At 37.8% G+C, this 18,083-nt stretch carries 16 protein-coding genes; 9 read left to right on the forward strand and 7 right to left on the reverse strand.

Going from position 1 to position 18,083, the window contains the following annotated elements; translation table 11 throughout:
- The first annotated feature begins 165 nt into the window (after nucleotides 1-165).
- The 4 genes from Q0874_RS09810 (at nucleotide 166) to Q0874_RS09825 (ending at nucleotide 3,861) form a co-directional block, all read left to right on the forward strand.
- Nucleotides 166-357, forward strand: a complete 192-nt coding sequence (locus Q0874_RS09810) for a cold-shock protein (RefSeq protein WP_299162472.1) — start codon at nucleotides 166-168, stop codon at nucleotides 355-357.
- Nucleotides 358-624: 267 nt separating this feature from the next.
- On the forward strand, nucleotides 625-1,962 hold the full coding sequence (locus tag Q0874_RS09815) for a DEAD/DEAH box helicase (RefSeq protein ID WP_299162474.1): 1,338 nt from the start codon (nucleotides 625-627) through the stop codon (nucleotides 1,960-1,962).
- Nucleotides 1,963-1,970: 8 nt separating this feature from the next.
- Nucleotides 1,971-3,284: a DEAD/DEAH box helicase gene (locus tag Q0874_RS09820; RefSeq protein ID WP_299162476.1), complete on the forward strand. Its 1,314-nt coding sequence runs from the start codon at nucleotides 1,971-1,973 to the stop codon at nucleotides 3,282-3,284.
- A gap of 211 nt (nucleotides 3,285-3,495) precedes the next feature.
- Nucleotides 3,496-3,861: a DoxX family protein gene (locus Q0874_RS09825; protein WP_299162478.1), complete on the forward strand. Its 366-nt coding sequence runs from the start codon at nucleotides 3,496-3,498 to the stop codon at nucleotides 3,859-3,861.
- 12 nt (nucleotides 3,862-3,873) lie between these two features.
- Here Q0874_RS09825 and Q0874_RS09830 read toward each other — a convergent pair whose 3' ends face one another.
- Entirely contained in the window at nucleotides 3,874-4,221 is a 348-nt protein-coding gene (locus Q0874_RS09830; RefSeq protein ID WP_299162480.1) for a DoxX family protein, read from the reverse strand.
- Between the two features lie 643 nt (nucleotides 4,222-4,864).
- Here Q0874_RS09830 and Q0874_RS09835 point away from each other — a divergent pair.
- The 4 genes from Q0874_RS09835 to Q0874_RS09850 all read left to right on the forward strand — a co-directional run bounded on the left by Q0874_RS09835 (nucleotide 4,865) and on the right by Q0874_RS09850 (nucleotide 10,747).
- Nucleotides 4,865-7,894 carry an exo-alpha-sialidase gene (locus tag Q0874_RS09835; RefSeq protein ID WP_299162482.1) on the forward strand — a complete coding sequence of 1,010 codons (3,030 nt, stop codon included), beginning with the start codon at nucleotides 4,865-4,867 and terminating at the stop codon, nucleotides 7,892-7,894.
- A gap of 340 nt (nucleotides 7,895-8,234) precedes the next feature.
- Nucleotides 8,235-9,110, forward strand: coding sequence for an ACP S-malonyltransferase (gene fabD, locus Q0874_RS09840; RefSeq protein ID WP_299162484.1), 876 nt, complete (start codon nucleotides 8,235-8,237; stop codon nucleotides 9,108-9,110).
- A 419-nt stretch (nucleotides 9,111-9,529) separates the two neighbouring features.
- Nucleotides 9,530-9,991, forward strand: a complete 462-nt coding sequence (locus tag Q0874_RS09845) for a hypothetical protein (protein ID WP_299162485.1) — start codon at nucleotides 9,530-9,532, stop codon at nucleotides 9,989-9,991.
- A gap of 300 nt (nucleotides 9,992-10,291) precedes the next feature.
- A complete protein-coding gene (locus Q0874_RS09850; protein ID WP_299162487.1) occupies nucleotides 10,292-10,747 on the forward strand; it encodes a hypothetical protein in 456 nt (151 codons plus the stop codon).
- A gap of 138 nt (nucleotides 10,748-10,885) precedes the next feature.
- Here Q0874_RS09850 and Q0874_RS09855 read toward each other — a convergent pair whose 3' ends face one another.
- The 5 genes from Q0874_RS09855 to Q0874_RS09875 form a co-directional block, all read right to left on the reverse strand.
- Nucleotides 10,886-11,455, reverse strand: a complete 570-nt coding sequence (locus Q0874_RS09855) for a DUF4251 domain-containing protein (RefSeq protein WP_299162490.1) — start codon at nucleotides 11,453-11,455, stop codon at nucleotides 10,886-10,888.
- 105 nt (nucleotides 11,456-11,560) lie between these two features.
- Nucleotides 11,561-12,409 carry a DMT family transporter gene (locus Q0874_RS09860; RefSeq protein ID WP_299162492.1) on the reverse strand — a complete coding sequence of 283 codons (849 nt, stop codon included), beginning with the start codon at nucleotides 12,407-12,409 and terminating at the stop codon, nucleotides 11,561-11,563.
- 86 nt (nucleotides 12,410-12,495) lie between these two features.
- Nucleotides 12,496-13,713, reverse strand: coding sequence for a hypothetical protein (locus Q0874_RS09865; protein WP_299162494.1), 1,218 nt, complete (start codon nucleotides 13,711-13,713; stop codon nucleotides 12,496-12,498).
- Nucleotides 13,714-14,226 (reverse strand): TlpA disulfide reductase family protein, encoded by a 513-nt coding sequence (locus Q0874_RS09870; protein ID WP_299162497.1) that lies wholly within the window; start codon nucleotides 14,224-14,226, stop codon nucleotides 13,714-13,716.
- A gap of 82 nt (nucleotides 14,227-14,308) precedes the next feature.
- Nucleotides 14,309-14,626: a hypothetical protein gene (locus Q0874_RS09875; protein ID WP_299162499.1), complete on the reverse strand. Its 318-nt coding sequence runs from the start codon at nucleotides 14,624-14,626 to the stop codon at nucleotides 14,309-14,311.
- Nucleotides 14,627-14,767: 141 nt separating this feature from the next.
- Between Q0874_RS09875 and Q0874_RS09880 the strand changes: the two genes are divergently transcribed.
- Nucleotides 14,768-15,697, forward strand: coding sequence for a DUF6268 family outer membrane beta-barrel protein (locus Q0874_RS09880; RefSeq protein WP_299162501.1), 930 nt, complete (start codon nucleotides 14,768-14,770; stop codon nucleotides 15,695-15,697).
- Nucleotides 15,698-15,705: 8 nt separating this feature from the next.
- Here the strand turns inward: Q0874_RS09880 and Q0874_RS09885 are convergent, their stop codons facing one another.
- On the reverse strand, nucleotides 15,706-18,000 hold the full coding sequence (locus tag Q0874_RS09885; RefSeq protein ID WP_299162503.1) for an FdhF/YdeP family oxidoreductase: 2,295 nt from the start codon (nucleotides 17,998-18,000) through the stop codon (nucleotides 15,706-15,708).
- Between the last annotated feature and the right edge of the window lie 83 nt (nucleotides 18,001-18,083).

Raw genomic sequence — 18,083 nt, forward strand, 5'->3', positions numbered from 1 at the left:
AAAAGTTCATTTAAAGCAACTACTATGCTCCATATAGCAGATAATATAAATTTTAAGGTAGCCAATTCATAATAAATTGAAAACAAGCTTATTAACGTATTGTATATCAGAAAAATAGTCCCACTTTTGCAAACTAATACATATTATAAATTTAATTACATTACAATGAGTAAAGGAACAGTAAAATTTTTCAATGATGCCAAAGGATTTGGATTTATCACTGAAGAAGGAGTAGAAAAAGATCACTTTGTACACATTTCTGGATTGGTAGACGAGGTTCGTGAAGGCGACACAGTTGAATTTGATTTGCAGGAAGGCAACAAAGGATTAAACGCAGTGAACGTAAAAGTTATCTAAAGTATATACTTTCAAGTTTAATAGAGAGCCCGTCAATATTGATGGGTTTTTTTATTTATGTCAAAAAAATAATAAGTCTAAATTATTGTTTAGTAATCATTTAAAAGGTATAAAGTAAATATTAAATTTAATCTTTTTAATAGCAAGCTTATCCAACACCATCACTAAATAACAAGCTCATAGATGCCTTCGAGTAAGAATTTGCGTAATAAATCAATTGGGGCGATTCCCTATTAACTTGTGGTTATCTTTGCTTAAAATTTTTTTATGTCCAAAACGTTTTCTGATTTAGGTATTAATAAGGCATTACAACAAAGTTTAGCCGATTTACAAATTTCTGTTCCTACAGATATTCAGGAAAAGATAATTCCTATTGTACTTAATCAAAAAGAAGACCTGGTTGCCCTGGCAAAAACAGGAACGGGTAAAACCGCTGCTTTTGGGTTGCCTTTGTTGCAGTTAATCGATATTGAAGACACTACTATACAGGTCGTCATATTAGCCCCTACAAGAGAATTAGGGCAACAAATTCATGCTAACTTAATTTCTTTTGCCTCGCATAGCCTTGCTATTTCTGTAGCGGCGGTATTCGGAGGCATTCCTATAAAACCTCAAATAGAACGTTTAAAGACCACGACTCATATTGTCGTGGCTACTCCGGGGCGTTTAGTAGATTTATTAAATCGCGGTGCCATCGTTATCAAAAACCTAAAGTATTTGGTATTGGATGAAGCCGATGAAATGGTGAGCGCTTTAAAAGAAGACTTGGATAGTATTGTCAAAGAAATTCCAAAATCAAGAAGAACGCTATTGTTTACCGCCACTATGCCGGGTGCCATAAAGCAATTGGTTCAAAATTACATGTCTAAACATGTCATACAGGTAGAAGCAGATATGTCTACCGTAGGCCATCAGGGGATCGATCATTACTATATGGTGGTTGAACCTATAGAAAAATTAGAGGTATTGCTTCATTTTTTAAATAGTAAAGAAGGCGAAAGAGGGATTATCTTTTGTAAAACCAAAGCGGCTGTTAATAAACTGGCTAAAAACTTAGCCATTAATAAATTCTCATCCGGAGCCATTCATGGTAGCCTATCTCAAGGCATTCGTGACCGTATTATGGGACAATTCAGAGCAGGTTCTATAGCTATTTTGGTTGCTACCGATTTAGCCGCCCGTGGCCTTGATGTTAAAGAAATATCGTATGTTGTTAATTATCATCTGCCGGATACTTATGATGCTTATGTCCACAGAAGCGGCCGTACAGCCAGGGCAGGAGCAAAGGGGCTTTCATTAACTATATTACAAAAAGAAGAAGTTAAAGATATTGCTGATTTTGAACAAGAATTGGGTATTGTTTTCGATGAACTTAAAAAAGCAGATGCCCAGAGCATAGAAGAAAACAATGGATTATTATGGGCGAAAAAAATATTTAAAACCAAACCAAATCGTGCTATTTCAGAAGAATTCAGAAATAAGGTGATGACGGTATTTCATCATTTAACTAAGGAAGAGTTGATAGATAAAGTACTGGCAAATTATTTGGCGCAAACAAACACGGGTAATCCAAAAACCGGGGATTCTAAAAAGAGTACTAAATAGCAATCATTATGGCAAATAGTATTAAAGAACAAGAGGATATTTTAACAAAATTAAATATCCATCAGTTGAATCCAATGCAGGAGGAGGCTATTTCTGTAATCGAAACAACGCCCAATACCATTCTTCTTTCTCCCACGGGTACAGGAAAAACACTGGCTTTTTTATTACCTCTTATTAAAGCCTTAGATCCCGATTGTAAAGATATACAAGCTCTTATTTTAGTGCCTTCACGGGAATTGGCCATACAAATTGAACAGGTGGTACGAACTATGGGATCTGGTTTTAAAGTAAATGCGGTCTATGGCGGTCGACCCATGTCTAAAGACAAAATAGAACTTAAACATCTGCCTGCCATTTTAATAGGAACCCCTGGTAGAATTGCAGACCATTTTAGCAACGATCGTTTTACTAAAGACAGCATTAAAACCTTAATTCTGGATGAATTTGATAAGTCATTAGAAGTTGGTTTTGAGTCTGAAATGAAACAGATTATCCATCAATTGCCCCATATAAATAAACGTGTATTAACTTCGGCCACTCAAAGTCTTAAGGTCCCTGGTTTTGTGCGTTTAGACCGGCCTACGACCATCAATTATTTAAAAGAAAAGGTAGTTTCAAAATTGGAGATTAAAACGGTGATCTCACCAACTAAAAATAAATTACAGACTCTCGTGGATTTAATAGGGCACCTTGGCAATCAACCAGGAATTGTATTCTGTAATCTAAGAGAGAGTATTGACGAGGTAAGCCATTTTTTAAATAAAAACGATATAAACCACAGCTGTTTTTCCGGCGGTATGGAGCAAAAAGACAGAGAACGTTCTTTAATAAAATTCAGGAACGGAACGAGCCAGATCCTAATTGCTACAGATTTAGCATCCAGAGGTCTTGATATTCCAGAATTAAAATTTATTATTCATTATGAGCTTCCTAGAACTGCAGAAGAGTTTACACATAGAAATGGCAGAACGGCCAGAGTAGCTTCTAAAGGAACAGCTTATGTATTGAAATGGGAAAAAGAATACTTGCCGGATTTTATTAAAAATTCTAAAGTGGCCAACATCTCCAAAAAGACAGTTCGTAAGCCACAATTCTGGGAAACTTTGTTTATTTCCGGGGGTAGAAAAGATAAAATTTCTAAGGGAGATATTGCAGGACTATTTTTTAAACAGGGGGAAATCACCAAAGACCAATTAGGAAACATAGAACTAAAACAAGATTGTGCGTTTGTTGCCGTTCCTGTAACTATTGCAGATGAATTGGTGGAAAAGTTAAACAATACACGCTTAAAAAAGAAAAAAGTCCGGGTTACAGTTTTATAAAGTTGATCTTTTTTTAAAGTAAGAACTGAACCAGGGGGGCGGCATCGATATAAAACGCTAATATGTTGTTATATCTGATACTATATCAAAATGCAAAGTTACCAATAATGCTTAGTTCATTTTCCCTGCTGTTTTGGTTATTTTTAAATTTAGACAGTAGTAGATAGCGTAAGTTTATTTTACTTTTTGTATATTTTCTAAAAATTGAATAATGGAATATCTGTCTATTGCGTTTCAACTCATTGTAGGTGTTAGTATATTAAATGTCTGGCTTATTCAAGCCAATAAAGCCACACCATGGCGAGGAGGTAGCGCTACAACAATCAAAGAGGAATTTGCAGCGTACGGTTTACCGGAGTGGAGCCTTTATGTTATTGGATTTTTAAAAGTGGCTCTGGCTATTGCGCTTATTAGTGCTATTTGGTTTCCTGTTCTTTTAAAACCGGCAACTTTAGGCCTTGCTTTTCTATTAACAGGTTCTGTACTGATGCATTTTAAAATCAAAGATCCAATTAAAAAATCTTTTCCTGCATTTTTATTTTTAGTAATGTGTTTGTTTTTAGCTTTTGTGGTTTAAATTGACCACAGTTTATAGGCTTTTTAGTAGTGCTATCGCTATATATGCATTTATTATGGCGTAGATAATGGAAGGAGCAGATTGAACCACAGAATCTTTGATCTTCAGGCGAACACCAAATCCCAAAATCATTAATAAGGATAATCCTATTGCACTCACAATACCCAAAATAGGCAGGTATACGAAACCAAAGCTAAGTCCAAAAGCACCCAAAATCTGCAATGCACCAATCAGCCGTTGCTGTTTGCTAAGTCCGTAACGGACAAATTCTGTCCGCATATAATTTGTTAAAAAACAACTAATTCCAAAAAATAAAAATGATATAGTAGAAAAAAATACTAAGGAAGTTAATACGGTCATAGCAATGATAAAAGTAGGTGATTTTGGGTTACTGTTTAAGAATTACTACGAATCTATCTAAATAGCTAAGTGAAGAGCTGATATTATATCAAATATTTGGTATGCTCCTTTTTATACTATACACTTATTTGAACCATAATTCACCTTCATTACATTAGGGCGGACAAGTTGTACGCCGTTATGCAAGCCGCCGCAGTGGAAGGGAAGAGGGGTAACTTGAGCATTAGAATAAAAGCAGGGCAGAGCGTTAAGTAAAATTCTGACATACCTTTTTAGCGAATGAGTCAAAAGGCGCGAGGTAAGGCTACAGTTTCTTTAAAAAAATTTATCCACAAGTTTCGTCTTCATTGCTAATGGAAACGCTTGCGGTTCACGGGCACCTATTTATTAAAATTGAGTGTGCGAGTAAACACTATTTATCCGACTACGCATATGTCATCCGAAGCTCAAAGAGCGTAGGAGAGAGGAGGGAGGCATAATATTAATTGTTGTACCGTTAATTAATATTGCTTTTAATTAGTATTATTCTATCAATATAAGAAAAGTGTTATCTTTTGAATTTACAGAGCAAATTTATTGTATAATACAATCCAGCGTTTCAAAAATGCTAATTTTTAAAGACACAACCATTATAACTACAACTATGAGAATCTTCATTCTAACCCTTTCCCTTTTATTATCCATTCAGTCATTCTCACAAATCGACAAATCTTATTATCAGGATTTAGAATATAGAATGATTGGACCCTTTCGTGGTGGTCGAACAGTAGGTGCGGTTGGTATTCCTTCTCAACCAAATGTATTCTTTATAGGTGTGAATAATGGAGGTGTATGGAAAACAGATGATTATGGTCGTACATGGAATCCAATTTTTGATGACGTTCCAACTGGCTCCGTAGGAGATTTAGCGGTCTCTCCATCACATCCAAATGTTATTTATGTAGGAACCGGTGAAGGGCTTCATAGACCAGACCTTGCAGTAGGTGATGGTATGTTTAAATCAGTCGATGGTGGTAAGAATTGGCAGCATCTAGGTTTAAACGACATTCAGCAAATTAGCCGAGTGATCGTGCATCCAACTAATCCAGACATTGTTTATGTGGCTGGTTTAGGCCATCCTTATGGCGCAAATGAAATGCGTGGTATTTTTAGATCTAATGATGGTGGAAAAACATGGAAAAAAACCTTATACATAAACCATAATACCGGAGCTATTCAAGTTGAAATGGATCCGAATAATCCTGATATCTTATTTGCCGATATGTGGGAACACCAGGAAGGGCCCTGGGAAAATGCAAAATTTTCCGGACCAAATAGTGGCTTATACAAATCTACGGATGGTGGAGAAACATGGCGAAATATCGTAAAAGGACTACCTGGAGCTAATCAGGGGTTAGGAAGAATAGGAGTTGCCATAGCACTCAGCAATTCAAAACGCATGTATGCTACAGTTGATGCAAGAGAAAATGGTGGTGTTTATAAAAGTGATGATGCTGGTGAAAGCTGGAAATTGATTACAACTGAAAACCGTCTTTGGGGAAGAGGCAGTGATTTTGCAGAAATTAAAGTACATCCGAAAAATGAAAATATTGTTTTTGTAGGGAATATAGCGTCATACAAATCTGAAGATGGTGGAAAAACATGGACTTCTATAAAAGGAGCGCCTGGAGGAGACGATTATCATCGTATATGGATTAATCCAATGCATCCAGAAATCATGCTTTTCGCTGCAGATCAAGGAGGCGTTGTCACTGTAAATGGTGGAAAAACATGGAGTTCATGGTATAACCAACCAACAGCACAATTGTATCATGTATCAACTGACAATCAATTTCCTTATTGGGTGTATGGTGGTCAACAAGAAAGCGGAGCCATTGGTGTTTCAAGTAGGAGTAATGGCGGTCAAATCTCGTTTAGGGAATTCATGGGAGTAGGTGCAGACGAATATGCGTATGTAGCTCCGGATCCTTTAGATTCAAACATCATTTATGGTGGACGCGTTATTAGGTTCAATAAAAAAACTGGACAGTCACAATATGTTGGTCCTGAAGTTTTGCGCTCAGGAAAATTTAGATATATACGTACGATGCCATTGTTATTTCATCCCGCAGATAATAGTATGTTACTATTTGGAACCAATGTTGTTTGGAAAACTCATGATGGAGGACAAAGTTGGGAACAAATCAGTGAAGACCTAACAAGAAAACAACCAGAAGTGCCATCTAGTGTTGGTGATTACAAAACTGTTGCTATGAAAACTATGCCACAACGTGCTATAGTGTACGCAATAGGACCTTCGCCTCTTGATAAAAATATTATTTGGGCAGGAACAGACGATGGCCTAGTGCATGTTACGCTTGATGGTGGAAAAACATGGAAAGATGTAACACCTTCAACAATTACTTCATGGGACAAAATTTCACAAATTGATGCAAGTCATTTTAATAAAGGAACAGCTTATGTTGCCGTGAATGCCATTAGAAAAGATGACATGCAGCCACATATTTACAAAACACATGATTTCGGAAAAACATGGCAAGAAGTAGTTTCAGGAATGAACCCTTCTGGTCCTGTGAACACAGTGCGTGAAGACCCTCTGCAAATAGGATTGCTGTTTGCTGGAACTGAGCGTGAAGTTTATTTTTCATCAAATGATGGTGAATCTTGGCAATCCCTCAGAATGAATATGCCAGCATCATCTATTCGAGATTTGGTAATTCATGATAATGATTTAGTTATTGGTACACATGGCCGCTCTATTTGGATTTTAGATGATTTTAGTCCTTTGAGGGAGTTGGCAAGTTTGACTACGAAAAGCGCGCATTTATTTGAGCCCAGCGATGCTTATCGTGTTCGTTTTAATATGTTTAGCGACACACCGTTACCACCAGAGGAACCAACCGGACAAAATCCTCCAGATGGTGCCATAATCGATTATTATTTAGGCTCAAATATAAATAAAGTCGAACTCAAAATTTTTGATCAAAAAGGGATTGCGGTCAATAGCTTTTCAAGTGACGATCTTGAGGAAGTTTTAGATTCTACAAAAATGCAACATCCAACGTATTGGAAGCGACCATTTCAAGGGTTGTCTGGTGAAGGAGGTCATCAACGTTTTGTATGGAATTTACGTTACAAAGAACCAAGGGGCGCTAACAGAGGCTATGCCATTGCGGCGGTTCAATACAATACAGAAAGTGGTCCGGTAGGCCCTTTTGTAGCTCCTGGAGAATACAAGATTCAACTAAAAGTAAATGGTAATATCACAGAAAGAAGCTTGACGGTTAAATTAGATCCTCGTTCTGAGGTGAGTAATGAGGCTCTTACCTTACAAACTGACCTGTCTATGCAGTGCTATACTAATTATGAGACACTGCAACTAATCAGAGAATCTATTGACGACATGCTGACTGCAAAAAGTAGCGAACAAGAGGCGCTTTTAGAATTTAGAGGTAAAGGAGCTCCAAATAATGGCGATATTATTTACGGAAGTATTTATCAATCGGATCTGGAAAATGAAACGATTGTTGGCCTTCAATCTAAATTACTCTATCTGTTGAATGTATTGCAGAATACTGATGCAAAACCAACTAAAAAAACTCAAGAAGCATCGGACATATTAAATAAACGCGTTACTGAAATGGCGTCCGTTTGGAAATCTATCGACAATTAGTTAAAAATGTACCACGTCCTGTAACTTGAGCTTTGGATAAAAGCAGGGCAGAGCATATAGAAAAGTTCTGGCAGACCTTTATAGAGATGAGCCAGATGGTACGCAGTAAGAGTAAAATGTTGTCTTGGCTTTATGAAAATTTAAAAGAATCAGAATTTAATTCTATTCTAAAGTATATATTTATAAAATATTTGTAAGTGAAATGTACTATGATAGTCATATTTAGTGCTTGACAGGAGGAATACTAAGATACTAGTTATCAATAAGGTGTTTATTTTCTTATCGATTCTATTTCTGATAAAAATTGATTTATTAAAAATCTTAACAATCTATTGAATTTATGCATGCATACTTATTCCCCGGTCAAGGCACTCAATTTCCGGGTATGGGAAAAGAGTTATTTGAAAAATCCAAATTGGCTCAAGAATATTTTAAAAGAGCCAATGATATTTTAGGATTTTCAATTACTGATGTCATGTTTGAAGGATCTGCTAAAGATTTGAAACAAACAAAGTTTGCCCAACCGGCAATTTTTTTACATTCATATATTCTGACAAAAACGCTTGGAAATGAATTCAAACCCGATATGGTTGCCGGGCATTCTTTGGGTGAGATATCAGCTTTGGCTGCCATTGGATCTTTAGATTTTGAATCGGCCCTGAAACTTATATCCAAGCGTGCTTCTCTTATGCAAAAAGTTTGTGAACACGAAAATACAGGTATGGCAGTTGTGGTTGGATTATATGATGTTATCGTCAAGGATATCTGTAATCAGATAGACGGAGTAGTTGTTCCTGCTAATTACAACGCTCTAAATCAAGTTGTTATTTCAGGTGAAATGAAGGCTCTAAAAGAAGCTTGTGAAAAATTAAGACCAGCTGCTACTAGAGTGGTAAATTTACCTGTAAGCGGAGCATTTCATTCTCCCTTTATGGAGCCAATAATTGAAGAGTTTAGATTAGCTGTTGAGGAAACAGAATTCAAAAAGCCTATTTACCCAATTTATCAGAATGTCACAGCACGACCAAGTGGCGATATAGAATTAATTAAGGAAAATTTAATCAATCAATTGACGCATCCGGTAATGTGGAGGCATACAATTCTCCACATGATAGAGGATGGAGCAACTGAGTTTACAGAAATTGGCCCTGGACACTTTTTAAGAGGGCTTGTTAGGCAAATTAATAAAAATATGAAAACATACGGAATTTCGTAGTTTTCAGTAAAACGGCTTTGATATACGCGATAAGAAGTGATTACCGAGTAGGTGATTACTTTTTACGGTGAGCTGATGCGGTTGCGAAGATATAAAACTCTTACATGTTGTTATATCTACAATTATATCAAATACAGTAGTATATACGCCGTTTTACACTATAACCATGTTTGAACTATAATTTATATTATGTCAAATAGAGTTTTTACAACTCTCCTGTTCCAGACTTAAATTCCTTATAAATACTTACAGGTATAAATTTAGTATTTATGTTTTCCCTCAGAATCCTCTTACACACTGAATAAATCAACTTAAACGATTTATTTATACGTTACACCGAAAAAAACAGCAGTTTGGTCAAAGGTGCAAATTGCTTTATCTAGATTTGAGCTAAGAAAATAACCATCAAAATAAAGAAAATGAAAAAAGCCACTTATTTTTTGTTGTTCATTGCTCTGGCAATATTTTCAAGCTGTAGTAAAGACGATAACATAGAACCCACAGGAGTAAATGAAATAATTGTAGATGAACTTGCGTATAATTTGACTTCCGCGAATGGCTCAGGTATTACCGGGACAGCTACTCTTACCAGAGATAGCAATGACAATACGACGATACTTATTCAGCTTGACAATACCAATACAGAAGAACACCCATCCTACCTCCGCTTTAATAGTGCAGCTGAAGGTGGTCCTATAGCTATTACCTTAGAGCCCTGTACTTGTGCCGTGAGTACTACTGTGGTAACACAGCTAGATGATGGTACCCCAATTGATTTTGATAAGCTTTTAAATTTGGATGGACATGTAAGTATCCAGGATAGTCCTGCTAATCCAGATTTAGTTGTTGCAATTGCGGATATTGGTATTAACGCAAATTAAGTAAACCCCTACCCAAGAAAATATAAGCAAACCCTGACTTGTTAAAAGTCAGGGTTTGTTACTTTATGTATATTCCTTATATCAGCAAATCAGGGTTAAGCATCTAAGGTAAAGGAACTATTTCATTGGTTATAAAATACTTAGGTCATCTTAAGAAGACATTTATTTGGTTCTTATACATCTGAAACACCAGTTAGCGACGTATAGGCCTATCTCGACGAATAGTTTATCTTATTTTATTAAGTTTTAGCAATGTTTCTTAACTTTGTGTAAGAAAATAACCCTCAAAATTAATTCAAAATGAAAAATGCCCCTTTTCTATTGATATTATTTGTTATGGCCCTACTCTCTAGTTGCAGCGGTGACGATATTGAACCCACAGGCGTAAATGAAATAATCGTCGACCAAATCGACTATAATTTGATTGCCGTAAATAATTCAGGAATTACCGGTAAAGCAACCTTTACCAGAGATAGTAATGATAATACTACCATTTTAATTGAGCTGGTCAATACAAATACCGATGAGCATCCAGCATATGTAAACTTTAATAGTGCGGCTGAAGGTGGCCCTATTGCCATTACCTTAGAACCTTGCACCTGTGCCGTAAGTACTACTGTTGTAACACAGCTTGATGATGGCACCCCAATTGATTTTGATAAGTTATTAAATCTGGACGGCCATGTTAGCATCCAGAATAGTCCTTCAAACGACGAAATAATTGCTGTGGTAGATATTGGTATCAACGCAAATTAAATATTCCTATATAAAACATAAAATAAAACCCTGGCTGTATGTAAAGTCAGGGTTTTATTTTATGAGCAACTATCTTATTACTCAAAACTTTTTCCAGGCCAGGAAACACATGAGTTGCTATTAGAAGATGTTATATTACTACAAACCCTCCGGGCTAAAATCTTCTTTAGGAAGTTCCGAGACTTTTCCGACATATCGAATAAAATTGCGTTGTGAACTATTAATATGAATATGGCTGGTCAGGTTATTAAATAGCGTTATTGTCACCTGGTACACCTCTGTTCGCTCTTTAATACTGAAAAGCAACGTATAAGTGTTTTTCTTTGAATTCTTTGATATCTTGAGTTTATCAGGAATCCCTTTAAATTCAATGGCATTTCTATCGCTAAAACCTCCTGTAAGTTGCCGCTCCCCAAAAAATGGCAAATACGCCGAAATAGTATCTCCTTCTACTTTCAGATAATTTGGATTTCCAATTAAACTAATATTACTCCCTGAATTGCCCGGAAGCAACAGCCCACTACTTGCAACGCTGTTCATCGAATTCGTGTTCATTGGTTGGGCCCATTCAGATTCAATAAGAAACGATTTTTGCGCTACCAGATTATCAAGTACCTCGTTTTTTAAACCTGCATTTGCGGAGTCTTTCGTACTTCCACAGCTCCATAAAGTCCCTATTAAACATAACAGCACTATCCTTTTTTTCATATTTTTAAATTACAAACACCTAATAATCAGTAAGATAATTAAAATAATCATATGATATTATTAAATTTATGATAAACTTTTTTATCCTCCCTCCTATCAAAAATTTCATTTCTTCAGTAATCTCTGTTTATACCAAAGGTTAAGCAACAAACCTGCTATAATCATTCCCATACCAACAAAACTCCAGACAAAATATTCTTCACCCAAAAAAACCACCCCAACGATTACCGCAAAAAACACTTCCAAATATTTTAAAGGCGCAATTAAATTTGTTTCACCCATTTGAAATGCTTTGGTCATGAACAGCTGGCCAAAATACCCAAAAACACCAAGGCTCAGCAATAAAAGCCAATCGATTCCCACAGGAGTTTTCCAATCAAAAATGGCTCCTGTACCTCCTATGATTGCAGCGATACACATAAAATAGTTCACAATAACCACCGGATGCTCCCTGCTGCCAATCCGTCGAATAATGATATAGACCAAACCACTAAAAACTGAAGATACGAGTACCAAAACCATACCATTAAGTGGAATACTCCCGTCCATACCCTTTAAAACCAATACCCCTATAAAAGAGATCACAAAAAATAACCACTGTATGGGCTTCACAACTTCCCTGAGCAACAAAATAGCAAAAATCGCTGCAAAAATAGGCGCAATATAACGCAGCCCAACAGCAGAACCCAAAGGTATATAATGAAGTGCCATAAAAAATAAAACCATAGAAGTAGAACCAACTAAACCTCTTAATACCAATAATTTACGATGGGTCCCTAACACCGGGATACCCCTGCTTAGCAGGAATCCGAAAGTAAAGACAAGAGAACCGAGCGACCTAAAAAAAACCATCTGATAGGCACTGTAAGAAGTAAGGAATTTTAAAAGGCCATTCATGACCGTAAAGGCCAGGGTGCTCAACAGCATAAAATAAACAGCCTTTTTAAGATCCATTGATGGGTTTAAATTGGTCTCGTTAAAGATAAGATAAGTTGATATTCCGGCCTATATATTCAGTGCTGCCCAAGTAGTAAGTCTCTTTAGAATTGCACTACTGGAAGATAAGCGGTTTTTATAGTACTAGAACCTTTAGCAACATCGGTCCAGGCAAAATAAACCCTATCACCTACCAATTCCATTTGAGGAAATCCGGTTTTACGCGACCCATCCAATTCTGCAATTATTTTGTAGTCAGATTTTTTTCCGGACCTGGTAATTTTGATTGCCTTTAGTTGTGCTCTGCTATCTTTAGATTCCATCCAACTTACTATTGCTGTATCAGCATCCAGCAATAATACATCCACCCTCCCAAGAGCATCGGCCTCATCTACACGAATCGGGGGGTCAAAATGTTCGCCCCCATCATTCGAGAACACTAGATTTACTTTAGGCAGATCTCCTGCAGCTGTAAACCAGGCTACTGCCAGGCTATTTCCAATACTTGAGGCTTTAGGACCATTTACAGGACATCCTTTTATAAGCCAAATATCACTATAAATCGTCTTTGGCGCCGTCCATTCACCTGCGACCTGTCTTACAATACTCATATCTCTGATTTCTTCTTCAGAGCGGTCCCTATAAATCACTACGGGTCCGTTGGAAGTGATAGCAGCGGTGGTTTGACAGCAATCGCAGGTTCGTGCATCCAGCACCGTATCCCTGCTGACCTCCCCCTGTGCTGAAATTTCCGCAGCCCTTACCGTCATGGCGCCGCGGATCCCGTCCTGATTTTCTTCGGTATTACGGCCATCTAACCAGGTAACGAAAAAAGAACCGTCCTTATAAGGCACCGCCGACACAAATCCATGCTCGGTGGGAGTACCATCTGTATGCAAGGGCAAATCGGTCAACCAGTTTTCGGAACCTTTGGGAAGCACATTCAGTTTTACATCATAGGAATAAGTGCCCTCAGAGGACTTCTTGAGTACATGAGACAAAAGGTTACCCCCATTTTCGGTTATCATCGGAAAATCAGCCCAATTCACAAACCAATCAGCACCCTGCAGGATTTCGTGGGAAGCCTGCCACTCTCCATCTTTCAATTCTGCATAACGCAAACTAGCCAGCGTATCCCCTTGATGTTCTACCCAGGACATGAGTGTCTTCCCCTTATTGGAAAATAAATTAGGCAGTGAACTATTTTCCCCGGCTGGTGAAACTATATTATTCACTATGTTTATCTCCTTTTTCTGAGGTTCAGCACAGGATGTCAGGAATACTATTAAAACGGACAGCCCGCAAAAGGTGTAGCTTTTCATTTAATGAGTATCTTTTAATTTTTTAATCACTTCCGGGGAATCCCAGGTCACTCCCCCAACAATTTTTTCTACCTTCTCCCCTTCTTCGTTATAAATATAAGTAGTTGGGAGGCTGCTAATTTGTTGCTCGGCCCAGGAGCCGTTGTATTTTATATACTTAAAATCAAAACCCCGTTTCTCCTTAAAGGCTATAATGTCTTCTAAAGTCTGGTCTGAAGCCAATAAAAAGATATAATTTTCCTTTTCTAAAATAGCCTGGGACCGAAGCATGGACGGCATCTCCTCTATACAAGGCCTGCACCAGGTAGCCCAATAATTAAGGAGTACTCTTTTTCCTTTATAATCTGCAATTGCAATTGGATTTCCTTCCAGATCTTCAAATTGGCTTGCAGCTTCGGTAATTTTTTCAGTATTATCGACTTTTTTAGCACTGGTGACCTCTACCTTAACGCCATTTTTACAACTTATGAGAAGGCTTAATATTGCTGTAAATACGGATACTTTTAGCCCCATAAATTTCAATTATTTGATCCGAAATTAACTAAAATAATATACAATTGGAAAAGAATATATTTCAACAGGCAATCCAATGAAGTTACTCTTCAAACTTGTTGTTTGCCAACAAAATTTTATTGAGTTTTTTGGAACTATTATTCTTATAAAGATCACGAATTAATTTTTGGCGCTTACCTTCTGATATGTCCAGAGAATCAATCATCGCCCTCATCAAAAGTATTTCGCTCCGGCGAGTTTCCACAGCAGCCAGATAATCCGGTTCAAATTTAAACAGCATGGGGCCTTCTTCCGCTTCTACTTGTAATTTCGCCTCTTTTTGCGGTGTATATTGCGCATAGCTGGTCTTTGCCAACAACAGAATACCCATAAAAAAAGCCGTTCTAATTAATTTTTTCATGTTCCCATAATGTGTTCTAGCTCAAAGTACAAAAAACTCCTCTATAACATTCATTTGGCCAGACAAAAGGCTTCTTTTTAAGTTGTTCTCTTTGTTTAAGGTACCCTTGCCCAAGATATTACAAGATTTATAGGTATCTTGATGTTCAATAACCTTCACTTCTCAATCAAAAACCGGACTACCTTAATTATTATGGTCTGCTGTGCCTTTTCATATGCCCAGGATTATATAGATATTGGCAAGTTTTTTATTAGTACCACCCCTCAAAATGCTTTTAATCAGGAAAATACAGGGACAACCACTATTCAAGAGTTTGGTTTTCAAGTAGATGTCCCTATAGTACTTGACAGTACGAATGCTATTTTAGTTGGTGGTTTTGCAAACCGAACCGACCTATTCTTAGACCCTTCTCTTCCTGAAATATCCAGGCTTTACGCAGTGGGCGCCAAAATAGGATTAAATCAGACTTACAATAAAAAATGGAGCGCTACCTATCTGTTTTTTCCTAAAATGGCCACAGATTTCTCCAGTGGTTTTAGACGCGGCTTTCAATTGGGTATTCTGGCTCTGTTAAGTCAGAAGAAAACAAACAAGCTTAAATACTCCTACGGCCTCTTCTACAACAGCGAAGAATTTGGCCCCTTAATTGTTCCTATACTAGGGGTTTACTACAAAAGTCCTAATGATAGATTAGAAGCCAATATCCTTCTTCCACTCTTAGCCGATCTTAATTATACCCTGGGGAGAAGAACTAATGTAGGAGCTAATTTTGATGGCATTGGCACCTCCTATGCCATATCCAATCCTAGCTTCCCAAATACCTATGTGAATAAAAACACCAATGAACTTTATTTCTATTTTGAATACGAGTTAAGCCCTTCTCTAAATATACGTTTTAAAACAGGTTATACATTCTTTAGAAACTATAGAATCTACGAGGAAAGCGATAAGGTATACCTTTCTATATCGTCTATTTACTTCGGGGATAATAGAACCATACTCAATACCGATTTTGAGGATGGTTTTGTTTTTAAAGCTGTTCTTCGTTATCGTTTTAACCTGCCAAATTAGGTGTGTTTTTACTTTAGAATACGAACTCTAATCGACTTGCTAATTGGAGTTTGACTTCTATCCGCAAAGTGATTATAAGGCACCAGCACATTGGTCTCTGGAAAATAAGCCGCTAGATTACCTTTCGGGATTTTATAAGGCAAAACCTTAAAGTTATGGGCAGTCCTGGTAGTAGAATCATAAGTACTACTTAGATTTACAACATCTAATTTCTCCAAACTATTTTTCGCCATATCCCCAGGGTTCATAAAGACTATTCTTCTCTCATTATATACTCCCCGGTATCTGTCGTCCATACCATATATAGTAGTGTTAAACTGGTCGTGTGACCTTATAGTCATCAGCATATACTCATCAGCTTCCAGATTATGCTCCGGGAGCCTGTTAATAGTAATTTGTGCTTTTCCGCCAGGTAATTTGCTAAAATCGAGTTCCCTCACATTATTTGGCAAATAATAACCTACTCCTTTGGCTCTTAATTCTGTGTTTTTAAAACCCTTGGCCACTTTGTCTATCATTTCCCTGATTCTGCTGTAATCGCTTCCTAGGGCCTTCCAGTCTACTACATGTTTCCCTTTAAAGTATGTATCTGCCAAACTTGCAATTAGTTCCGGTTCGCTTTTTAAATGTTCCGAGGTCGGCTTCAGTACCCCCTTTGATCTTCTTACCCGTCCCATACTGTTTTCCACAGTTACAAAACGATCATCACTCATGTTTTCCTTTTCAGAACGGCCGTAAGTGGGTAAAATCAGGGCTGTTTTTCCGGTAACCAGGTGGCTACGGTTAAATTTTGTGCTAACCTGCACTGTAAGCCGGCATTTTTGAAGGGCTTCGGCAGTATAATCTGTATCTGAGGCAGCCATTAAAAAATTCCCTCCAAGAGCCATAAAAACCTTTGCATTTCCTTCATGCATAGCCTTCATTGCCCCTACCACATCTACACCCTCCATTTCAGGCGGTTTAAATCCCAAATGGGTTTCAATTCGCTCATTAAAGGCTTTATCAACATAGTGCATGATACCCACACTGCGATCGCCCTGAACATTTGAGTGCCCCCTTACAGGGCACGTGCCACTAAAGGGTTTACCGATGGCTCCTTTTAGCAATAAGAGGTTTACATATTCCCTTATAGTTTCCACTCCGTTCTTATGCTGTGTCAGCCCCATGGCCCAGCAAATAATAATTTTCTGTTTATTAGCGAGTAATTTTACTGCGGCATCGACGCTTTCCATAGTTACACCGCTTAACTCCAGAAGTTCTTCATCGGTATAATTATCCAGGTTTGTCAATAAGGCTTCCGCCCCGGCTGTGTACTTATTTATAAAGTCGTGGTCAAAGACATTGTCCCCTGTCTTGTCCAGTGCGGCCAGCTTTTTAAGAATCAATTTTAGTAAGGGAATGTCCTGATTGATATTAACTGCCAGGTGCAAATCCGCAATTTGTTCTCCTGAACCCAATAGACCCTTTAGGCTTTGCGGGTTTTTAAAATTCATAAGCCCGGCTTCTTCAAGGGGGTTTATGCAGATGATACTACCCCCATTTTCCTTGCATTTTTCAAGTGCGGAGAGCATTCTGGGATGATTGGTCCCAGGGTTTTGTCCGGCAACTATAATCACTTCCGCCCCGTACAGATCTTCGAGCTTTACAGACCCCTTACCTATTCCCAGGGTTTCAGAAAGGGCTACCCCGCTTGATTCGTGGCACATATTGGAACAGTCCGGCAAATTATTAGTCCCAAAGGCCCTTGCAAAAAGCCCGTATAAAAAGGCTGCCTCGTTACTGGAGCGTCCCGAGGTATAAAAAATAGCCTCGTCAGGGCTATTTAAATTATGGAGCTCATCGGCAATAAGAGTAAAGGCATCTTCCCATGTGATAGTCGTATAATGGATACTTCCTTCTTTTAAAACCAGGGGTTCCGTTAGTCTGCCTAAAGCGTTTAGTTCGTAATCGGATCGCAGCGACAATTCTTCAACGGAATGTTCCTCAAAGTATTTGGCACCAATATGTGACGTAGTAGCTTCATCTGCCAGGGCTTTTGCACCATTTTCGCAGTACTCCCATATTTTGGATGGTTTTTCAGGATCTGGCCAGGCACAACTGGGGCAATCAAATCCTTCTTTCTGATTCATATGCAATAAGGTTGTCATTGCACGCACAACCCCCATTTCTTTAAAGCTGTGTTTCATGGCAGCAGCAATTCCTTCCCTGCCGGCAGCATAAGACTTGGGATCGGTTACTTTGATCTCTGAAAATGCATCGGGTCCTCTGACGCAAACATTTCTTTTATAATTATTTTTAATCATCTATTTAAAGTAATACTTTAGGACTAGCATAGTTGTCCGTCTGCTCCTTCGGACACGCATCCAGACAGACAAATTCTTTCTCT

Source organism: uncultured Eudoraea sp. (assembly GCF_947490415.1).
Taxonomy (GTDB): Bacteria; Bacteroidota; Bacteroidia; order Flavobacteriales; family Flavobacteriaceae; genus Eudoraea.

What these genes read in the sequence shown, in the direction of transcription:
- Q0874_RS09810 (WP_299162472.1), top strand. Translation starts at nt 166, where the DNA reads ATGAGTAAAGGAACAGTAAAATTTTTCAATGATGCCAAAGGATTTGGA.
- Q0874_RS09815 (WP_299162474.1), top strand. Translation starts at nt 625, where the DNA reads ATGTCCAAAACGTTTTCTGATTTAGGTATTAATAAGGCATTACAACAA.
- Q0874_RS09820 (WP_299162476.1), top strand. Translation starts at nt 1,971, where the DNA reads ATGGCAAATAGTATTAAAGAACAAGAGGATATTTTAACAAAATTAAAT.
- Q0874_RS09825 (WP_299162478.1), top strand. Translation starts at nt 3,496, where the DNA reads ATGGAATATCTGTCTATTGCGTTTCAACTCATTGTAGGTGTTAGTATA.
- Q0874_RS09830 (WP_299162480.1), bottom strand. Translation starts at nt 4,221, where the DNA reads ATGACCGTATTAACTTCCTTAGTATTTTTTTCTACTATATCATTTTTA.
- Q0874_RS09835 (WP_299162482.1), top strand. Translation starts at nt 4,865, where the DNA reads ATGAGAATCTTCATTCTAACCCTTTCCCTTTTATTATCCATTCAGTCA.
- fabD (WP_299162484.1), top strand. Translation starts at nt 8,235, where the DNA reads ATGCATGCATACTTATTCCCCGGTCAAGGCACTCAATTTCCGGGTATG.
- Q0874_RS09845 (WP_299162485.1), top strand. Translation starts at nt 9,530, where the DNA reads ATGAAAAAAGCCACTTATTTTTTGTTGTTCATTGCTCTGGCAATATTT.
- Q0874_RS09850 (WP_299162487.1), top strand. Translation starts at nt 10,292, where the DNA reads ATGAAAAATGCCCCTTTTCTATTGATATTATTTGTTATGGCCCTACTC.
- Q0874_RS09855 (WP_299162490.1), bottom strand. Translation starts at nt 11,455, where the DNA reads ATGAAAAAAAGGATAGTGCTGTTATGTTTAATAGGGACTTTATGGAGC.
- Q0874_RS09860 (WP_299162492.1), bottom strand. Translation starts at nt 12,409, where the DNA reads ATGGATCTTAAAAAGGCTGTTTATTTTATGCTGTTGAGCACCCTGGCC.
- Q0874_RS09865 (WP_299162494.1), bottom strand. Translation starts at nt 13,713, where the DNA reads ATGAAAAGCTACACCTTTTGCGGGCTGTCCGTTTTAATAGTATTCCTG.
- Q0874_RS09870 (WP_299162497.1), bottom strand. Translation starts at nt 14,226, where the DNA reads ATGGGGCTAAAAGTATCCGTATTTACAGCAATATTAAGCCTTCTCATA.
- Q0874_RS09875 (WP_299162499.1), bottom strand. Translation starts at nt 14,626, where the DNA reads ATGAAAAAATTAATTAGAACGGCTTTTTTTATGGGTATTCTGTTGTTG.
- Q0874_RS09880 (WP_299162501.1), top strand. Translation starts at nt 14,768, where the DNA reads ATGTTCAATAACCTTCACTTCTCAATCAAAAACCGGACTACCTTAATT.
- Q0874_RS09885 (WP_299162503.1), bottom strand. Translation starts at nt 18,000, where the DNA reads ATGATTAAAAATAATTATAAAAGAAATGTTTGCGTCAGAGGACCCGAT.